At 46.8% G+C, this 19458-nt stretch carries 18 protein-coding genes; 6 read left to right on the top strand and 12 right to left on the bottom strand.

Features of this window, described 5'->3' with window-relative positions:
- Positions 1 to 46: 46 nt before the first annotated feature.
- Complete coding sequence (locus V1U08_RS20830; protein ID WP_330471363.1) at positions 47 to 790, bottom strand: amino acid ABC transporter permease; 744 nt, start codon at positions 788 to 790, stop codon at positions 47 to 49.
- Positions 791 to 905: 115 nt separating this feature from the next.
- Between V1U08_RS20830 and V1U08_RS20825 the strand changes: the two genes are divergently transcribed.
- Entirely contained in the window at positions 906 to 1682 is a 777-nt protein-coding gene (locus V1U08_RS20825; protein ID WP_330471362.1) for a transporter substrate-binding domain-containing protein, read from the top strand.
- A gap of 65 nt (positions 1683 to 1747) precedes the next feature.
- Here the strand turns inward: V1U08_RS20825 and punC are convergent, their stop codons facing one another.
- The gene (punC, locus tag V1U08_RS20820; protein WP_268669067.1) at positions 1748 to 2947 is read right to left on the bottom strand and encodes a purine nucleoside transporter PunC; all 1200 of its coding nucleotides are present in this window, start codon (positions 2945 to 2947) and stop codon (positions 1748 to 1750) included.
- A 153-nt stretch (positions 2948 to 3100) separates the two neighbouring features.
- Here punC and punR point away from each other — a divergent pair, with 153 nt between their 5' ends.
- Positions 3101 to 4003: a DNA-binding transcriptional activator PunR gene (gene punR, locus V1U08_RS20815; RefSeq protein ID WP_014233406.1), complete on the top strand. Its 903-nt coding sequence runs from the start codon at positions 3101 to 3103 to the stop codon at positions 4001 to 4003.
- Positions 4004 to 4050: 47 nt separating this feature from the next.
- Here punR and ilvA read toward each other — a convergent pair whose 3' ends face one another.
- The 4 genes from ilvA to ilvG all read right to left on the bottom strand — a co-directional run bounded on the left by ilvA (position 4051) and on the right by ilvG (position 9552).
- Positions 4051 to 5598 carry a threonine ammonia-lyase, biosynthetic gene (gene ilvA, locus V1U08_RS20810; protein ID WP_014233405.1) on the bottom strand — a complete coding sequence of 516 codons (1548 nt, stop codon included), beginning with the start codon at positions 5596 to 5598 and terminating at the stop codon, positions 4051 to 4053.
- Between the two features lie 2 nt (positions 5599 to 5600).
- Positions 5601 to 7442 carry a dihydroxy-acid dehydratase gene (ilvD, locus tag V1U08_RS20805; RefSeq protein ID WP_014233404.1) on the bottom strand — a complete coding sequence of 614 codons (1842 nt, stop codon included), beginning with the start codon at positions 7440 to 7442 and terminating at the stop codon, positions 5601 to 5603.
- Between the two features lie 167 nt (positions 7443 to 7609).
- A complete protein-coding gene (gene ilvM, locus V1U08_RS20800; protein WP_014233403.1) occupies positions 7610 to 7894 on the bottom strand; it encodes an acetolactate synthase 2 small subunit in 285 nt (94 codons plus the stop codon).
- Positions 7895 to 7905: 11 nt separating this feature from the next.
- Positions 7906 to 9552: an acetolactate synthase 2 catalytic subunit gene (ilvG, locus tag V1U08_RS20795; RefSeq protein ID WP_020333557.1), complete on the bottom strand. Its 1647-nt coding sequence runs from the start codon at positions 9550 to 9552 to the stop codon at positions 7906 to 7908.
- A gap of 467 nt (positions 9553 to 10019) precedes the next feature.
- Here ilvG and V1U08_RS20790 point away from each other — a divergent pair, with 467 nt between their 5' ends.
- The gene (locus V1U08_RS20790; protein ID WP_330471361.1) at positions 10020 to 11543 is read left to right on the top strand and encodes a YifB family Mg chelatase-like AAA ATPase; all 1524 of its coding nucleotides are present in this window, start codon (positions 10020 to 10022) and stop codon (positions 11541 to 11543) included.
- 31 nt (positions 11544 to 11574) lie between these two features.
- Here V1U08_RS20790 and V1U08_RS20785 read toward each other — a convergent pair whose 3' ends face one another.
- On the bottom strand, positions 11575 to 12531 hold the full coding sequence (locus V1U08_RS20785) for a DUF2860 domain-containing protein (RefSeq protein ID WP_330471360.1): 957 nt from the start codon (positions 12529 to 12531) through the stop codon (positions 11575 to 11577).
- A 239-nt stretch (positions 12532 to 12770) separates the two neighbouring features.
- On the opposite strand from V1U08_RS20785, the gene V1U08_RS20780 reads away from it, so the two are divergent.
- Positions 12771 to 13649, top strand: coding sequence for an acyltransferase (locus tag V1U08_RS20780; protein ID WP_065300401.1), 879 nt, complete (start codon positions 12771 to 12773; stop codon positions 13647 to 13649).
- Between the two features lie 43 nt (positions 13650 to 13692).
- Here the strand turns inward: V1U08_RS20780 and V1U08_RS20775 are convergent, their stop codons facing one another.
- From V1U08_RS20775 to V1U08_RS20755, 5 genes are all read right to left on the bottom strand, one after another.
- Positions 13693 to 14295, bottom strand: coding sequence for a thiol:disulfide interchange protein DsbA/DsbL (locus tag V1U08_RS20775; protein ID WP_014233398.1), 603 nt, complete (start codon positions 14293 to 14295; stop codon positions 13693 to 13695).
- Positions 14296 to 14328: 33 nt separating this feature from the next.
- Complete coding sequence (locus V1U08_RS20770) at positions 14329 to 15315, bottom strand: serine/threonine protein kinase (protein WP_330471374.1); 987 nt, start codon at positions 15313 to 15315, stop codon at positions 14329 to 14331.
- Between the two features lie 54 nt (positions 15316 to 15369).
- Positions 15370 to 16791, bottom strand: coding sequence for a cytochrome c oxidase accessory protein CcoG (gene ccoG, locus V1U08_RS20765; protein ID WP_330471359.1), 1422 nt, complete (start codon positions 16789 to 16791; stop codon positions 15370 to 15372).
- Positions 16792 to 17070: 279 nt separating this feature from the next.
- On the bottom strand, positions 17071 to 17337 hold the full coding sequence (locus V1U08_RS20760) for a YihD family protein (RefSeq protein WP_014233395.1): 267 nt from the start codon (positions 17335 to 17337) through the stop codon (positions 17071 to 17073).
- Positions 17338 to 17447: 110 nt separating this feature from the next.
- The gene (locus V1U08_RS20755) at positions 17448 to 17615 is read right to left on the bottom strand and encodes a hypothetical protein (RefSeq protein ID WP_014233394.1); all 168 of its coding nucleotides are present in this window, start codon (positions 17613 to 17615) and stop codon (positions 17448 to 17450) included.
- Positions 17616 to 17912: 297 nt separating this feature from the next.
- Between V1U08_RS20755 and V1U08_RS20750 the strand changes: the two genes are divergently transcribed.
- Together V1U08_RS20750 and trhA are read left to right on the top strand one after the other, a co-directional pair.
- A complete protein-coding gene (locus tag V1U08_RS20750) occupies positions 17913 to 18725 on the top strand; it encodes a sporulation protein (protein WP_065297569.1) in 813 nt (270 codons plus the stop codon).
- Positions 18726 to 18790: 65 nt separating this feature from the next.
- Complete coding sequence (gene trhA, locus V1U08_RS20745) at positions 18791 to 19444, top strand: PAQR family membrane homeostasis protein TrhA (RefSeq protein ID WP_065297568.1); 654 nt, start codon at positions 18791 to 18793, stop codon at positions 19442 to 19444.
- The last annotated feature ends 14 nt before the right edge of the window (positions 19445 to 19458 follow it).

The raw sequence follows: 19458 nt of genomic DNA, 5'->3' as shown, positions 1-19458 counted from the left end.
AATTTGAGCGGCTTTGTTGTTTTCCTTCCCGATTACACTGTTTGGACTAGTAGCTTGGAATTGCGATGCGTTTCTCCAGCCAGCGTACAGCCTGAGAGACCAATAGAATCAATAGTAAGTACTCCAGCACTAAGAAGGTGTATATCTCTAATGGTAAGTACTCATTGACCACCAGCTCGTTAGCCCGACGTGTAAGATCACTCAGTCCAATGACACTGACCAGTGAACTCATTTTGAGGATATAGACAAACTGATTGCCCAGCGGCGGTAATATTTGCCTGAACGCCTGAGGTAAAATAACCAAGCGCATCTTTTGCCAGTAATTTAAACCTATCGACTCTGCCGCTTCATGCTGACCGCGACTGATTGCCTGAATCCCACCACGAAACACTTCTGCCATAAATGCACTCTCCGCAATGGTTAACGCGACCACGCCTGCCCAGTAGTGATTGAGTGAGACTGAAAGTAACGTAGGCATGCCGTAATACACCCACAGCAGCAGTACCAGAACCGGAATTGCGCGAATCACTTCAACATAAATACGGTTTATCCATTTAAGCGCAGGCGAATTAGATAGGGCGGGTAAGGCGATGAGTAACCCCAGAGTCATGGCAAACAGCATACTCAGAAGCGATACTTGAATCGTGTCATTAAATCCAGACACCAGGAATCTAAGATTGGTAAGGCCTTGTTCTGTTGAGGGGGCGAGCACGTACCAGCCCCATTGATAATCAGAGCAGCCAGTGAGTAAAAGTAGTGAAGTGGTGAGCCATAGATATCGATAATTCACGTTGATTTCCTGAATTAACCAAACATTTCCATTGTTACTGCTATGTTTTTCAATGGGGTTGTAATAAAGGTTAATCAGTAACCTGTATAAGGTCATTAATGTTAAGGGAATAAACATGAAAAAAATTTTGCTCACTTTAGGCATATGTTTACTCACCATGACTCAAGTTGCGTACGCCCAGAGTCGTCTTCAAGATATTTTAGATAAAGGGGTATTGAGAGTCGGCACTACGGGTGACTGGAACCCGATGACAATGAAAGATCCCGCGACGAATAGTTATCGAGGATTCGATATTGATGTGATGACAGAGTTAGCCAAAGATCTCGGGGTAAAAGTGGAATACGTTGCCACAGACTGGAAGACGTTGGTTAATGGCATTACCGCCAATAAGTATGACATCACCGGAAGCGCGTCATTAAATATGTCACGTGCCAAAGTGGCCGGCTATAGCCAGCCTTATTTCTATCTTGCGTTTGTGCCAGTCGTACAGAAGAGCGACCTCGAGAAATATACCGATTGGGCTGATTTTGATAACTCTGAGGTGAAAGTCGCGGCGACATTAGGCACGGTACAAGAAAAGATGGTGAAAGAGTTTTTCCCTTCCGCGCAGCATATTGTGATAGAAGCGCCCGCGCGAGATTTTCAGGAGCTATTAGCCCGCCGCGCTGACGTGTCAGTGACATCGAATGTGGAAGCCGCCACGCTGGTGGAGAAATTTAATCAGTTGGCGATAGTCCCAGTCGAAACACCGCGCAGGCCAACACCGATAGCCATGTTACTGCCACAAGATGATCAGGTCTGGATTAACTACATCAATCACTGGGTGAAGCTGAAAGAAACCCAAGGGTTCTTCAAGCAAGTTGCTGAAAAGTGGGGCTTAAAAAGCTTATAAAATGCAAAGAGCCGTATCGAACGGCTCTTGTTATCACTAGGTTGTCATCGAACTCTGGTTTAGGGTTACTCTTCGCTGACCACGCGAGAATTGTCTGGTGCAGCAAAGTGCTTAGCCAGCTCTCGATTAGACAGAATGTAGCCGACCCACAAACCAGCCATACAAATCACAATCGCGATACCAGTGACCGATTGAGCCTGGCTAGCCATCGCAGCAACAAATGCGCTGGCAAGACTACTCACGCAGATCTGTAAGCTGTTTTGCAAACCAGCTGCGGTTGCTGGGCTTTGATGAGCACTCTCTAGCGCTCGGTTTACTACGATTGGGTATAGCGCACCGTTTGCGACAGCAATCAGACAGAAAGGCGCCAGAATTGGCCAGATAGAGGTTAACGTCCATTGTGACGCAACGAATACCATCAGTGCCGCGACACTAAATAAGCCTATCAACTGGCGTAAAACGTTTTTGTCACCATATTTGCGCACACCGACTTTGCCTAAGTAGCCACCAGCCATGAATGCAATAGTTTGTGGAATAAAGCTCATACCAATGTCTTTGGCTTCATAACCCAGTTGCGCCATGATTTCTGGCATACCTGTCAGGTAAGCAAAGAATGCAGCGGAAGCGGTGGCAAACATAGTCACGTTGCCAAGGTAAGTCTTAGAGCCCAGCAGTGCTTTAATATCTGTTGAGATGCTGGTCTGCTTTACTTCCACCTTTTCGTCTTTCTGCATCATGGTTGCCACGACAAGCAATACGCCAACCAGTGTTAAAGTGATAAAAATACTGTGCCAGCCAAAGTTGTCTGCCAGTACCACACCTAATTGAGGAGCAAGTGCTGGTGATAAGGCAACCAAAGGCATAATAGTGGCGAAAATCTGCTGGCTGCTGCTCGAGTAACGTTTAATAACCATCGCTTGCCAGATAACCGCTGGTGCACAGACTCCGATAGCTTGGACAAAGCGGAGAGAGAGTAGCTGCCAAACCTGATCGCAGAATGCCAGACCGAATGACGCAAGAGTAAATACAACTAAACCTGCGGCTAGTGTATTGCGGTGGCCAAACTTATCCGAAGCCAACCCCCACATCAGCTGACCAAATGCCATTCCCCCTAAAAATACGGTAAGAGACAGGGCAATTTGTTCCGGACCTGTCGCGAAGTCGATTTCCATTGCTTTAAAAGCTGGCAGGTACATGTCGGTAGCAACAAAGCCAAGCATCGACAGCACTGCAAGATAAACGAGTTGTAGTTTTGATATTTTCATTATTAACCAATCAAATTATTTAATTACTTTTTAACCAATATCAGTTGGCGCCAACCCTGATTTACTTGTTCTTTTATTCTATTTTTCGATTTACAAAAAATAAAACGTTAAAATTGTTCACTATCAATCAAAAAATTTGAAAGGTACTTAGTGATGTTTTCCAAATCTTCATTAGAAATGCTGGATACCGTTGCCCGGTTGGGGAGCTTTACCGCTGCTGCAGAGGTGTTGCACAAAGTGCCTTCAGCAATCAGTTATGGTGTCCGTCAGGTAGAGCAAGATCTGGACGTGGTGCTGTTTCGCCGTTTGCCAAGAAAGGTTGAGCTGACACCTGCGGGAGAGTTGTTTATATCAGAGGCGCGAGTGTTATTGCGTCAAATGGAAGAGGTTAAAGCTCAAACTCGCCGGGCGGCACATGGCTGGCAGACGACGCTCAAGCTAACTTTGGATAACGTGGTGAAACTGGAAAAGTTAAAACCATTGATTGAAGACTTTTATCGCGAATTTGAGTTTGCCGAGCTGCAGATCAACATGGAAGTGTTTAACGGCTCTTGGGAGGCAATTGCGCAGGGTCGGGCGGATATTGTAATTGGAGCAACAAGTGCCATCCCGGTTGGTGGTGACTTTGAAGTCAGAGACATGGGAATGCTGGACTGGGCATTCGTTATGTCTCCGGCGCATCCCTGTGTTCGTCAGCAGGCGTTAACGGAAGCCTATGTCAGCCAGTTTCCTGCTATCTGTCTGGATGATACTTCGAACGTATTGCCTAAGCGACACACAGGTCATTATCCCCATCAGCGCCGTCTATTACTGCCAAACTGGTACGCCGCGATTGAATGTCTGAAAAATGGGGTAGGGGTCGGGTTTATGCCGCGCCATATCGCAATGCCATTGATCAATGATGGCGTGCTGGTGGAGAAGGTTCTACCGGACGACAAGCCCGTAAGCCGTTGTTGTTTAGTATGGCGTAAAGATGAGAACCATAATTTGATCCAATGGATGGTGGATTACTTAGGATCATCCAGTCAGCTACATCAGGATTGGCTGCAGGCTTAAATATCAAATAAAAACACCTCGCTATAGCGAGGTGTTTTTTGGGCTGTTTATGATAAGAAGAACTTATAGGATGGGTTGTCCGTTTCGTCTTTACACTGGTAGCCAAGTTCGCGTAAATGTGCGGAAAATTGGGCTAAATCGCTTTCATCTAGCTCGAAACCACAAAGAACACGCCCATAATCTGCACCATGGTTGCGGTAGTTAAACAGGCTGATATTCCAGTGGGTACCAAGTGTGCTTAAGAACTTCAGCAGCGCGCCCGGATATTCCGGAAACTCGAAGCTGTAAAGACGTTCTTTGAGCTTCTTAGAAGGTTTTCCACCGATCATGTAGCGAATGTGTAGCTTTGCCATTTCATCATCAGATAGATCCACCACCGGATAACCGCCTTCGCGTAGATCGCGAATAATATGATCCAGCTCTTCCTGGCCGCCCTGAAGACGCACACCAACAAAGATGTTTGCCAGTTCATCATCGTTGTAACGGTAGTTGAACTCAGTAACCGCTCGGCCACCAATCAAGTTACAAAACTCAAAGAAAGCGCCTTGACGTTCTGGGATCGTGACAGCGAGTAAGCCTTCACGCTTTTCACCAAGCTCACAGCGTTCAGATACATAACGTAAGCCATGGAAGTTGGTGTTGGCACCAGACAGTACCGTACCGAGGTTTTTGTCTTTAAGTTTGTTCTGTTCAGCAAACTTTTTCAAACCTGCCAGAGCAAGCGCTCCTGAAGGCTCTGCTATCGCTCGTGTATCTTCAAAGATATCTTTCACGGCTGCGCAGATTTCGTCGCTTGATACCGCAATGTGCCCATCAATGTACTTCTGACATAAACGGAATGTCTCTTCACCGATGCGTTTTACCGCCACACCATCGGCAAACATACTGACCTGATCAAGTACGACAGGCTCTCCGGCATCTAAGGCTGCTTTCAAACAGGAAGAATCTTCTGGCTCGACAGCAATCACTTTAATTTCCGGCATCAGCTGTTTAACCAATACCGCGACACCTGCCGCCAGACCACCACCGCCTACCGGAACAAAGATGTAGTCCAGATGGCCATTTTGCTGCAGCATTTCCATACCAATGGTGCCCTGACCAGCAATCACCAATGGATGATCGAACGGTGGCACAAAGGTGTAGCCATGTTCTTCTGACAGGCGTTCAGCTTCTGCTTTTGCTTCATCAAAGTTGTTGCCATGCAGCACAACGTTACCACCAAAGCTACGTACCGCATCGACCTTGATGTCCGGCGTGGTTTTTGGCATTACGATTGTGGTTTTGATGCCTAGTTTAGTGCCCGATAACGCCATCCCTTGAGCATGGTTACCCGCCGACGCCGCAATGACACCAGCAGCTTTTTGCTCTTCAGACAGACTGGCAACCATGTTGTAAGCGCCACGCAGCTTGAAAGAGTGCACTGGCTGGCGATCTTCACGTTTGATTTGCACATTGTTGCCAATGCGTGCCGACAGACGCGGCATATCTTGCAGTGGCGTAACCGTTGCGACTTCATAAACAGGCGCACGCAGGATTTGGCGCAGATAGTCTGCGCCAGTTTGATTTACTTTCTTTGCGGGTTGAGATTCCATCATTGCTAGCCCTCTAGCTTAGACTTGTCTCGTACTGCACCTTTGTCAGCACTGGTTGCCATGCTAGCGTACGCTTTAAGTGCAAAAGAAACTTCACGTTGGCGATCAACTGGTTTCCAACCGAGTTCATCTTGTTTTGCACGACGTGCTGCCAGCTCATCTTCTGCTACATCGAGGGTGATAGAGCGACTTGGGATATCAATGGTGATAATGTCGCCATCTTGAACCAAGCCAATCGTACCGCCACTGGCTGCTTCTGGGGATGCATGACCAATTGACAGACCCGATGTGCCACCTGAGAAGCGACCATCTGTTAGCAAGGCACAAGATTTGCCTAATCCCATCGATTTCAGGTAAGTGGTTGGGTAGAGCATTTCCTGCATACCCGGACCGCCTTTAGGACCTTCATAACGAATAACTACGACTTCACCCGCTTTAACTTTACCACCTAAGATGCCATCAACTGCTGAATCTTGGCTTTCAAAAACAATTGCAGGACCTTGGAATTTAAGGTTTTCCTCATCAACACCAGCCGTTTTGACTATACAGCCATCAACCGCAATGTTGCCTGAGAGAACGGCTAGGCCACCTTCTTGACTGAATGCGTTCTCTTTTGAACGGATACAGCCATTGGCACGGTCATCGTCTAGGCGATCCCAGCGGCAGTCTTGTGAGAATGCTTGGGTGGTGCGGATACCCGCAGGGCCTGCTCGGAAGAACTTAAGTACTTCTTCGTTTTCCGTTTGCATGATGTCGTACTCGGCAAGCTGCTGCTGCATAGTCATGCCCAATACCGTACTCGTACTGCCGTTTAGCAAACCAGCACGGTCGAGTTCACCTAAGATAGCCATTACGCCACCTGCACGGTGTACATCTTCCATGTGGTATTTCTGTGTCGATGGCGCCACTTTACACAAGTGTGGTACGCGACGAGACATTTCATCGATATCGTTCATATCGAAGTCTATTTCACCTTCTTGAGCCGCAGCTAAAAGATGTAAAACGGTGTTGCTTGAGCCACCCATTGCGATGTCCAGCGCCATTGCGTTTTCAAAGGCGTCGCGGTTAGCAATGTTGCGTGGTAAGGCGGACTCGTCATCTTGTTCGTAGTAGCGTCGAGTCAGATCAACGATACGTTTACCAGCGTTAATAAACAGTTGTTCACGATCAGCGTGTGTTGCCAGCATCGAACCATTGCCTGGTTGAGAGAGGCCTAGCGCCTCTGTCAGGCAGTTCATTGAGTTGGCGGTAAACATACCTGAGCACGAGCCACAGGTTGGACAGGCCGAGCGTTCGACCTGTTCGCTCTGTTGATCTGACACGGTTGGATCTGCGCCCTGGATCATCGCATCAACCAAATCCAACTTGATGATTTGATCAGAAAGCTTGGTTTTACCTGCTTCCATTGGGCCGCCAGAAACAAAGATAACCGGAATGTTCAGGCGCATAGCGGCCATCATCATTCCTGGAGTGATTTTGTCACAGTTAGAGATACACACCATAGCATCGGCACAGTGTGCATTGACCATGTACTCTACAGAGTCGGCAATTAATTCACGTGAAGGCAGTGAGTAAAGCATACCGCCGTGACCCATTGCGATACCGTCGTCGACAGCAATGGTATTGAATTCTTTTGCGATGCCACCTGCTTTTTCGATTTCACCTGCAACCAATTGACCCATATCTTTCAGGTGTACGTGGCCAGGTACAAATTGAGTAAACGAGTTCACCACAGCGATGATTGGCTTACCAAAGTCTTCATCTTTTACGCCAGTTGCACGCCAAAGCGCGCGTGCGCCCGCCATGTTACGACCATGTGTGGTGGTTGCTGATCTATATTTTGGCATTTCCTAATTCCTTCTTACTTCTGCTCTGAGTACACACAGTCTAATCAGCCCACTTCTCTTTCGTGGTGCTGTTAAATAGGCCATCGTCGGCCTCTTGCAGTAGTTTAGTTGTTGGACAACGCTCGGCGCTGTCCATTTCCATTGTTTCGCTTGTTACCACAGGGCTGTTATGCACTTACCTGTTGTTGTAAGTTGTGATTTGGCAGTTCATCGTTGCGGATTTTTAGTACCTCAACTTTGCGAACATCCCACAGTTTTTCAATTTGATTGATCAAAAATGAGATTGGTCGATCGCTGTCGACGATGATTTCCACACTGGCAACTTTACTTTCGTGGTTTTGAGTCGCAGCAACTTGTTTGATCACGAAGCCTCGGTGACGAATCACACGTAGAACGCGCTCTAACAATACCGGTTTGTCATCGGCTTTGATGTCGAGTAAATATCTGTCCATGTGATCGTCTCCTAGGTGTTTTCCAACATATCACTGTTTGATGCGCCAGGTGGCACCAAAGGCCACACGTTTTCTTCTTCGTCGATTAACACGTGAAGCATGTAAGAAGTTTTGCTTTCCAGCATCTCTTTCAGAGCCGGTTCCACTTCTTCTTTTTTGGTGATGGTTTTGCCCGGAATGTCGAATGCTTTTGCCAGCATCACGAAATCAGGGTTGTCATCCAGGATAGTTTCACTGTGTCGGCCATCAAAGAACAATGACTGCCATTGGCGGACCATGCCAAGACGTTGGTTGTTAAGAAGAACAATCTTCACCGGAATCTGGCGGCGTTTTAGCGTACCTAATTCCTGCACGTTCATCATAAATGAACCGTCACCAGTAATAAGGATAGACTGATCATCCGGACGTGCGACTGCAGCGCCCATTGCAGCTGGAAGACCAAAACCCATGGTGCCCAGACCGGCAGAAGTGATGAAGTTTTGTGGATCACGCGGCTGAATATGCTGCGCTGCCCACATTTGGTGTTGGCCTACGTCTGTTGAGACGATAGAGCTATCCGGCATCATGTCAGACAACTGCTTAAGCAGCAGTGGTGCGTAGATCAGTTCACCCGGATGGTCGTAACGCCACTTGAAGCCACTGCGTAAGCTTTCACTATGGTGAACCCAAGGTGTGATGTCTTGTGTAAGTTCAAGCTGAGGAAGAATGGTATTGATATCGCCACGTAGTGGTGCGTTTGCGTGGCGCAATTTATGAATTTCTGCCGCATCGATATCGATGTGAATCACTTTCGCATTGGGTGCAAAAGTATCAAGCTTGCCCGTCACACGGTCGTCAAAGCGTGCACCGACCACAATCAGCAGATCGGCTTCCTGAACGACGAGGTTGGCCGCTTTAGTGCCGTGCATGCCTAACATGCCTAGATAGTGAGGGTCATGGCGTTCAATCGTGCCTAGGCCTTTCAGAGTGCTTACCGCTGGCATCGGGTTCAGACGTAAGAACTCTCGTACTGCATCGGTCGCTTTAGCTAACTGAACACCACCACCGACGTATAAAACCGGGCGAGTAGAAGCTGCTAGCACTTCTTGCGCACGTTTAATATCTTCGGCAGCGACATCTTCGATTGCTGGAGCAACGTAAGGAGTCAGTAAATCGGTTGGTGCTTGAGCGAGTTGAACATCTTTCGCGATATCAACAATGACAGGACCCGGACGTCCGGTTTTCGCTACTTCAAAGGCTTCAGCCAGAGTCGGGGCAAGATCTTCGATCTCGGTAACCAGATAGCTGTGCTTAGTACAGGCTAGAGACATACCAATCACATCCATTTCCTGGAAAGCGTCGGTACCGATATGAGAGCTGGCAACCTGACCTGTGATGGCTACCAGTGGAACTGAATCAAGGAAAGCGTCGGCAAGGCCAGTTACTAGGTTGGTGGCGCCAGGGCCAGAAGTTGCCATACAAACTGCAACGTCCTGAGTCGAGCGAGCCATACCGATTGCAGCCATGGCTGCCCCTTGTTCATGACGACATAAGATGTGTTCTACACCTCCGTCATACAAAGCATCGTAGATTGGCATGATCGCCCCACCGGGGTAACCAAAGATGGTCTTGATACCTTGCTGTCTTAAAGCGGCTACGACAAGTTGTGCACCAGTCATCGTAAACCTCCTTTGCTACGTTGCGGCTCGTAGCTATTACCATTTGTTTTGCACTTCATGTGCACTCCCATTCTTCCCGTTAAACTGTCTAAGGGTTAGACAGATGACAACTTGTAGTTGTAAAAAAACCCCCGGACCTTTCAGTGCGGGGGTTTTTTGTAATTTGTGGTTATCTTTCGCCCACAATACCCCGCGCGGTGCCAATAATGACCACGATAATCAGGGCTAGCAGTGAGTTAATGTAAGCGAAAAGATTCATCTGTCTGTCGTTCTGTTTTCGTTAAATTTTGTTGTGTAATGTTCTACGAAATTGTTTGCGTCACTAGTGGTATCACACAATTCCTCTGCATGACAAGCAAAAAGTCATTCTTTTTTCACATTAACTCCCAATTAAGACGCGGTATATAACATAAACACATAGTGAAAACATTTGTTTATAAAGCAATCAATAACTGGTTGGGGATCGTATGGGGCTGGCAATCATTCATAGTCGGGCAAGCGTCGGTGTACAAGCGCCGTCAGTTAGTGTGGAAGTACATATTAGTAACGGTATGCCGGGCTTTACTCTGGTCGGGCTGCCAGAAACCACGGTAAAAGAATCAAAGGATCGTGTACGTAGTGCCATTATCAATTCCAATTTTCAATTTCCTGCCAAACGCATCACGGTCAACTTAGCTCCGGCGGATCTACCCAAAGAGGGCGGACGCTTTGACTTACCCATTGCGCTGGGTATTTTGGCCGCTTCAGAGCAAATCGCGACAGATAAGCTCAAAAACTACGAATTTGTTGGTGAGTTAGCATTGTCTGGAGGCTTAAGACCAGTAAAAGGTGTGCTACCTGCCGCGCTCGCTGCAAGCAAGTTTCAGCGCCATTTAGTTGTGCCACATGTGAATGGTGATCAGGCGGCGCTGGTGGGTAAAGAACAGCATAAATCCGCTCAGTCGTTACTTGAGGTGTGTGCTGAATTGTGTGGTCAACATCGGCTTAATCTGCATAAATCACCTAAGCGTAAAACAACAGAAAGCCATAACCGAGATTTACAGGACATCATTGGCCAGCAACAGGGTAAGCGAGCGCTTGAGATTGCTGCAGCAGGAAACCATAACTTACTTTTCCTTGGACCGCCGGGAACAGGAAAAACCATGTTAGCGTCGCGCTTATGCGATTTGTTACCTGAAATGAGTGATGATGAAGCGATGGAAACCGCATCCGTCGCGTCATTAACACAAAGCGAAATCAATGAGCATAACTGGAAGATACGGCCGTTTCGTTCTCCACACCACTCCAGTTCGATGGCGGCTTTAGTCGGCGGAGGTTCGGTTCCGAGGCCGGGAGAAATTTCTCTGGCTCACAATGGCTTGTTGTTTCTGGATGAAATGCCGGAGTTCGATCGTAAGGTGCTGGATTCGTTGCGAGAACCGCTGGAGTCGGGCGAAATCATCATCTCTCGGGCTCAGGGCAAAACCCGATTTCCTGCCCGCTTTCAGCTGGTGGGCGCTCTTAACCCCAGCCCGACTGGCTACTACGAAGGCAACCAGGCTCGTACCAATCCACAAGCCATTCTGCGTTATTTAGGCCGTCTGTCGGGACCGCTACTGGATCGATTCGATATGTCTCTGGAAATTCCAGCGTTGCCAAAGGGCACATTATCTGAGGGTGGGGACCGCGGTGAGCCAACAGTGGTTGTGAAAGAGCGCGTTAATGACGCTCGTCAGCAGATGTTAAATCGCAGCGGTAAGGTGAACGCTTTGCTGGGTAGTCGTGAGATAGAAGCGTTTTGCCCGTTACAAAAAAGTGATGCAGAGTTTCTGGAGACAGCTTTACATAGACTGGGACTGTCCATTCGTGCGTATCACCGAATCATTAAAGTTGCCCGCACTATTGCTGATCTCGACGGGGAAGATCGAATTGAGCGCTCCCATCTGGCGGAAGCCCTCGGATATCGTGCTATGGACCGATTACTGAAACAGCTTACTGCTCAGGCTGTGTAATCAGTCCTTACCCTAAATAGCGGCCAGAAAATTAAAAGCGATAGCTGAAGCCTAATGAGAACAGGTATTCCTTCTCGTCATAGAAAGTAATGTTTGAGTCGGTTTGACTGTAGCCAGCGAATGAAATGAAAGACCAGTCTTGCCAATCAAACACATTTTGGTATTCGTAAGCAGCAAACAGGCTCATCGTATCGTCACTGCGCGTCTTGGTGAAGGTCTGGCTTTTAGATTGATAGTCCTCAAGGGTATAACCACCAGTGAGTGCTAAGCGGTGACGATTGATGAACTTAAACCAGCTCAGTTCCAACCCATACGAGTCGAAGGATTCTGCTTTACCATCGGCATCTTGGTTAATGTAAGTAAATGCAGGTTGCAGGATGGAAGTCCGATCAAGTGAAATTCGATAGTCACCTTTGATGTAGTAAATATCAGCATCACGAGCCAAGGAGCGATCCGTCACTTCCTCTTTATCAATTTCTTTGTTGGCGTAGGCAAGATCAAGATTGAAGTTTTTATCAATCAGCCCTTTAACCTGAAAACGGTACGCGTTACCACCCTCATCGGTTGTGCGCCTAGCCACGCCAACCTGATACGGATTACGCCAGGTTTCGCCTTCTAATATGGTTGGCAAGTACGATACATCGAGTACGGTGCCTGATGGCAATTGGTACTGATAGCCTAGCTGAAATGCAAGTGTACCAATGGCCACATCTGAACGAGTGGTACCTGCATAGACTTGCTGGTTGAGCTGCGTGCCGAAGGTATAGGCGATGTTTCCAAGCGGCGCTGCGACTACCGAGCTATCGCTGTCTGCACTGTGATTGAGTGAATCGATGGTCTTGCTGTTATCGGTATTAAAGTTAGATTCTGAGGCAATAAAGGCAGCGTTAAGTGAAATCTCACCGCTGAATCCAGCGGTTTCTGTGAGCTGAGCTTGAGCTGAACTGACGATAAAGGCCAAGGTCAAGACCGTTAGTCTTGGTTTCATTCATTATCTCCCTATTTGCGAATGAATGGTTCGAGCAATGGTTGAGCGTTCATGTGTATTGGAGAGGGACTTAATTTCTTTTCCCAACCAATACGACAATATATTCCCTTTATTTCATATTGTGCAAGGTCAAGCAGGTAAGTGGTAACTAATCAGACCATTCTCATAAATGTTTCAATGTAGCAATGTGACAGTATAATTACACGCTGTTTTATTACTCACACCTTAGCGCTGTTATCATGTTGGCATATTTGTTACTTCTTCTTAATGCGTCTCTAGTCATAATCAATTCGGCGATCTGTTCATTGGTTATTTGCTTTATCGCCGTGATTAAACTGTTACTTCCAGGCGTAAAGCTAAAAGCGAAGGGAACCGAAGCCGCTAACAAGGTGATGTGGGCGTGGGCAACGGTAAATGCGGGGATACTCGCGCTGTCCAATCGCGTTGAATGGGATGTGCAAGGTGGCGATGAGCTAAAGAAAGATGGCTGGTACCTTTTGATCAGCAATCATCTGAGTTGGACTGACATTGTGGTGCTGTGTTGTGTGTTTAAAGATCGTATCCCAATGCCAAAGTTTTTCCTCAAACAGCAACTGTTGTATGTGCCATTTATTGGTATGGCTTGCTGGGCTCTGGATATGCCGTTTATGCGCCGTTATTCGCGCGAATATCTGATCCGTAATCCGCATAAGCGTGGTCAGGATTTAGCCACCACGCGTCGCTCTTGCGCTAAGTTTAAGCATACTCCCACGACGGTAGTCAATTACGTAGAAGGCACGCGTTTTACACTAGAAAAGCAACGCCAGAGCAAAGCACGATATCAACATTTGTTGCAGCCAAAGTCTGGTGGCATCGCTTACACGCTGGCTGCGATGGGTGATCAGTTTGATAGTATTATTGATGTCACGTTGGCTTATCCGGAAAATACCCATAAACCATTCAGAGACATGTTAATGGGCCGTATGAGCAAGATAGTGGTTCGTGTGAAGGTACTGCCGGTCGATGAACAAGTGCAGGGTGATTACTTTAACGATAAACCCTACAAGCGTCAGTTTCAGCAGTGGCTGGGTGATGTCTGGCAAGAGAAAGACCAGTTACTGCAAGAGATACACAGATAAAACAAAGGGGAGCCGAAGCTCCCCTTTGTGCAATCTAGACGGATTATTTAAGTTCTAATAAGTAGTTTACCAGAGCAAAGTACTCATCCATGGTTTTGATGCTTTGCGCTTGTACCAGGTATTTGTTGTTTACAATCACTGCCGGAACACCTGTCAGGCCACTGTCTTCAAACTGTTTGTCCATACGACGAACCATAGAGTCGACAGCAAAACCTTTGAATGCTGAGTCGAACTTCTTCTCGTCCACACCTTCATCTAAGAAGATTTGACGCAGTTCCGCATCGTCGCGCGGCGCTTTGCGCAAATTGTGAATGCGGTTAAACATCACAGGTACCATTTTATCTTCAACCTTAAGCGCAACCATAGTTGCGAATGCTTTGCTCATTGAAGGGCCCATGCTGCCACCCATAAAGGATACGTGGTTCTTTTGTAGCTTCACGCCTTCTGGTAACTGCTTTTTAAGTTGCTGAATAATTGGCTCAAACGAATTACAGTGTGGGCAGTAAAATGAGAAGAATTCAGTCACTACAGGCTTATTAGAAGCCTCTAGATCTAATACTTTGTAGTGTTCACCTTCGTTGAATTGTGCGGCTTGTGCTGAAAGGCTCAGCATCAACATAGAAAACAGTGCGAACAGCTTTTTCATTTATATATCTCCATTTTGAATTAGTTGGCTGACTTACCATTGAGGCATTAAAGAAAGGGGTGCTTCTTCTAAGTTGGCAATCTGCTCTTTAAAGCCAAGAACCTGACCTTCCCAATATTTTGGCTCATTAAACCATGGAAAAGCCAACGGAAATGCAGGGTCGTGCCAACGTTTTGCTAACCATGCCATGTAATGCACCATTCGTAGACCGCGAAGTGGTTCAATTAGTTTCAATTCTGCGGAGTTAAAATCACAAAACTCTTGATAAGCTTCCAGAACGATATCCAGCTGCATTAGCTTATCTTGTCGCTCACCATTCAACAGCATCCACAAATCTTGTACTGCGGGTCCGTTTCGGGCGTCATCCAGGTCGACGAACATCGGTCCATCGCGCCAAAGAATGTTACCCGGGTGGCAGTCGCCATGCAGACGAATAGAGCTAAAGCTGTCCTGCCAGTGATTTTCGATAGCTTTGATCAGGATATCCAGGTCGTTAAAGAAACTGTTCTCCAGATGCATTGGAATCATGTTCGAATTTTGCAGAATCTCTCTAGGCTGATAGAGGTATTCTTGTAAACCGATGCTTGGCCTGTGTTGAAAGGTCTTTTTACCACCAACCTTATGGATTCGACCTAAAAATCGACCGACGCCTTCCATTTGATCCAGATTGTCGACTTCAAACTGGCGTCCGCCAACACTTTCAAACAGGGCAAAACCGTAGCCTTGGTAGTGATGTAATGTTTGACCGTTAAGAATGACAGGTGGCGCGACCGGGATTTCATTTTCGATTAGCTCTAAAGTGAAATCGTGCTCTTCCTGAATTTGTTCGTTGCTCCAACGCTCAGGGCGGTAGAACTTCACCACATAGCGGCGACGCTCCTCATCGGTAAACTGATAAACGCGGTTTTCATAACTGTTGAGAGGGAGAAAGCCAGATTCTGCGCGAATACCAATGCTTTCTAACGCATACCACATAAAGTCTGGGGTAAGGGCGTCAAAGTTAAACGTACCTTGGGACATATAAATAAAAAGGCTCATTACTGAGCCTTTTTCCGTTAGTCATCGAATTTGAAATCAGAGTTTCTTGATAAACCGGCTTTCCACTTCGATGGTGAATTCATTGCTCTTATCGGTGAGTATAAACTGAATTGTGGTTATCGCAGAGTTTAGCTTGTCAGGATCTGCGCCAAGACTCATTGGTAAGTTCAATACTTCTCCAGGTTGTACCTGAATGGTCTGTTTTCCATACCAGCTCACATCGCTCATGCCTTTCACATCCAGTTGGTACTCTTGCACTTGCTGGGTCTTGTTGATTACTTTGAGCGTATAAGTATTCTCGACTTCTCCGGCGCTATTTACGCGGAACAGTTGGTTACGGTCTCGAAGCACGCTCATACCAGCCGGATCAACGGACGCAATCTGAGCGAAGAATAAGCCGATCATAATCAGGAATACCGTACCATAGCCGATCAGTTTCGGACGCATTACCTTCGTATGTTTACCTGATAAACGGTGTTCGGTGGTGTAGTTGATCAATCCTTTTTCATAACCCATGCGATCCATGGTTTGGTCACACGCATCAATACAGGCACCACAGTTGATGCACTCATATTGCAAACCGTCGCGAATATCGATGCCTGTAGGGCAAACCTGCACACACAAATCACAGTCGATACAGTCACCCAAGCCAAGTTGCTTTGGATCGGCCTTACGTGAGCGTGGGCCGCGTTTTTCACCACGTTTGGTATCGTAACCAACGATGAAGGTATCTTTGTCGAACATAGCTGACTGGAAGCGCGCGTAAGGGCACATGTGAATACACATGATAGATCGCATCCAACCGGCGTTACCGTAGGTACAGACTGCAAAGAACATCACCCAGAAAACAGGCCAGAAGCTGGAGTTAAACGTGAAGAAGTCGATCACAAGTTGCTTCATTGGCACAAAGTAACCGACAAAGGTGAATCCGGTGATCAGCGCTATCGAAAACCAGGCGATATGCTTGAGCGTTTTACGCATGGCTAGGTTGGCGGTGAGCTTATTGGCGTCTTGTTTACGGCGCTTATTCGCACTGCCTTCGAGTTTTTCTTCAAACCAGATGTACATGAAAGTCCAGACAGTTTGTGGACACAGATAACCACACCAGACCCGACCTAAAAAGGTGGTGATGAAGAACAGACCAAATGCCCCGATAACAAACAGCAGTGCAAGCAGAGTAAGATCTTGCGGATAGAGTGTGGTGCCAAAAAAGTTGAACTGCTGATTACCGATATCCAATAAAATCGCTTGGCGATCTCCGTACGGAATCCAAGGTGTCAAAGCAAACAGTAGCAGTAAAAACCAGCCGCCGTAGCGTCTTAGTTTTTGATAGGTTCCTTTACTTTCACGTACATAGATGCGATTGCTTGGGTTAAAACGATCCCCGTTACCTTTGTGGGTTTTGGGGTTAAAAGTTTTCGGAGTCACATCTTTAATGTCGATTTTATCCTGACTCATGTACTCATCCTTCTTAGGCTTTTTATAATGTTCGGCGTCATTTCTGATGATGTCGCTCTATGACATTGCTATTCGTTAACTATTTTAGTTAATGCTGATAAACGGTGATTATACAACCAATAACATTTCCTTTTCTTTAACGTAGTCAATGTTTAACAACAAAAGTCAGCACAGTTAACCTGATAATTGGCTGAACAGTTTTAACTTCCTATTATCTCTTACGTTCGGTTGTAAAAAAGCGACTCAATTGAGTCGCTTGGAATTTTGCCGGTGGGTGGCTTATTTGATGATGCCACGTGCACGCAACAGAGCCGTTTTGAAATCGTCTTCCTGGTCTTTTTTCAAACCTGGGATCATTTCATCTTTACTGCTGTTACGCATTTTCAAATGGTAGATCAGAACATCGTCGGTGAGGTCTTCCAGTTTGCCCTCATAACCAGCTTCTTCAGACAGCTTGATGATGAACTGTAGCAGGTTCATGTCTTGGTCTTTTTGCCACTCTGGCTCTAACAGCTGAAGTAGTTCTTCGATACGATGACACTTCATTTCTTTCTCCACAAATTTTATAGGTATTTTGTTTAAGGTATCAAATTGTAGAGAGGATACAAATAGGCGTGAGAGGAAAAGAAAAAGCGCAGCTGATGCCGCGCTTTTTATTAAGCTGCTTTGATAACTTTGGACGGAGCTTTCGACGTTACCGCTTTTTTCTCAACCAATGTTTTAGCAGGCGCAACTTGGTGTGCCTTTGGTGCAGCAGCAAAGCCACTGCGGCGACGCATTGCACTACTATTGGTGTGTGCGAACCTGACTGTTGTTGGGCGCATTTAGTTACCTAACTGTCAGGCATATCCATTGCCGTTCTAATGCCCTGAAGCACTACGAGCTAGTCTCAAACTGCTTAAAGCTTCGCTCTTTTGGCTCGCGCCAATCCAGTTAGTGAGTCAGGAATAACGATATGCATGCATATCAAATAATAGGTTAGCACTCTTGTTATAATTGGTCGATACTTGAGCAATTGAATTCTTTCGATTTTGTCATTTTAAACCGAAAATGAGTGCAAAAATTTGTTTTGATCCCCTGATCAGCAGTAGTAGTATGAGATCTCTACAAAGGAGGTGCATATGTCATTTTTAAAGAAGACACTTGCGAGTTTTGGTATCGGCAGTGCTAAGGTAGATTCGATCCTCAATCAGGATGTGATATACCCCGGTCAGAGTGTGGATGTGTCTATCCATGTTTATGGTGGAGCGACAGAACAAAAGATCGATAACATCGATATGAAGCTCTGTTGTCGCTACATTGCTGAGGCACCTGATGACCGAGGCTCTCGAGAAGGGCATAACATGCGTCGAGTGCCACAGACTCATGTCTTGGCTGAATGGAGCCTCCCTTACTCGTTCACCATTCATTCCGCAGAAGAGCGTACCTTTGATGTGAAGCTCGATGTTCCCTGGAATACCCCTGTCACGATTGGCGATGCGAAAGTGTGGCTTGAAACAGGGCTGGACGTTGCCGCCTCACTTGATCCAACCGATAAAGACACGCTCACCATTCGACCTGATCCGCTTATGGACGCCATTTTGTCGGCATTTGAAGCGCAAGGATTACGTATTCGCCAAGTGGAGTGTGAAGAAGTGAATGGCTTCGATCTGCCATTTGTTCAGGAATTTGAAATGGTGCCAACTGATGGGCCATACCATGGTGTATGGCGTGAGTTGGAATTTGTTGCCCATCGCAGCGAGGACGAGTTGAAACTATGGTTTGAAGTTGACCGAACGCGCAGCGGTGCTGGAGGGATGCTGGCAAGCTTGCTCGGAAGCGGTAAGCTCAACCGAGAATTGACGATTCCAGTGACGACCAGCCCTGAAGACGTGGGAGAGATGGTGCTAAATTATCTCGACCAAACTACGGCCGCTCACGACTCTGAATTTTAGCTTACACGTGTACGCCTAATGTGCCATACTAGAGTGAAATCACACGCTCTAGTATAGGTGCTTCGATGTCATCATCACAGAAACCTGAATACAGTCAGAGTGAAGAATTTGCCAATTCTCTCACCCATGGCCTCGGGATGGTTCTAGGTATTGTAGGGCTGATTCTGCTGTTAGTAAGAGCATTGGATCAGCAAGCTGATACCCTGACCATAACCAGCATGGCGATCTATGGCTCAAGTATTATTGTGCTGTTTCTCGCATCAACACTCTACCATGCCATTCCACACCCGAAAGCCAAACGCTGGCTGAAAACGTTTGACCATTGCGCGATCTACTTATTGATAGCGGGTAGCTACACGCCGTTTTTATTGGTGAGCTTACGTACGCCTCTCGCGATTGGTTTGATGATCGTGATTTGGAGTATTGCCTTGCTTGGCATCATCATGAAGGTCGCGTTCATTCATCGCTTTAAGCATCTTTCACTGACGAGCTATCTGGTGATGGGCTGGTTATCGCTGATTGTTATCTATGAGTTGGCGATCAACCTAGATATCGGTGGTCTGACGCTGCTAGCTGCAGGCGGCTTGATCTATTCTCTTGGCGTTATATTTTATGTGGCTAAGCGCATTCCATTTAATCATGCGATTTGGCATGGCTTTGTTCTGGCGGGGTGCGTGTGCCACTTCTTCGCTATCTACTATTTTGTCGAGCCGATCTAAGCTTGGCTAAATCA

It is taken from the genome of Vibrio sp. YYF0003, assembly GCF_036350715.1.
Classification (GTDB): domain Bacteria; phylum Pseudomonadota; class Gammaproteobacteria; order Enterobacterales; family Vibrionaceae; genus Vibrio; species Vibrio natriegens.
The sequence above is the reverse complement of the archived record's forward strand: the minus strand, read 5'-3'. Positions and strand labels throughout refer to the sequence as shown.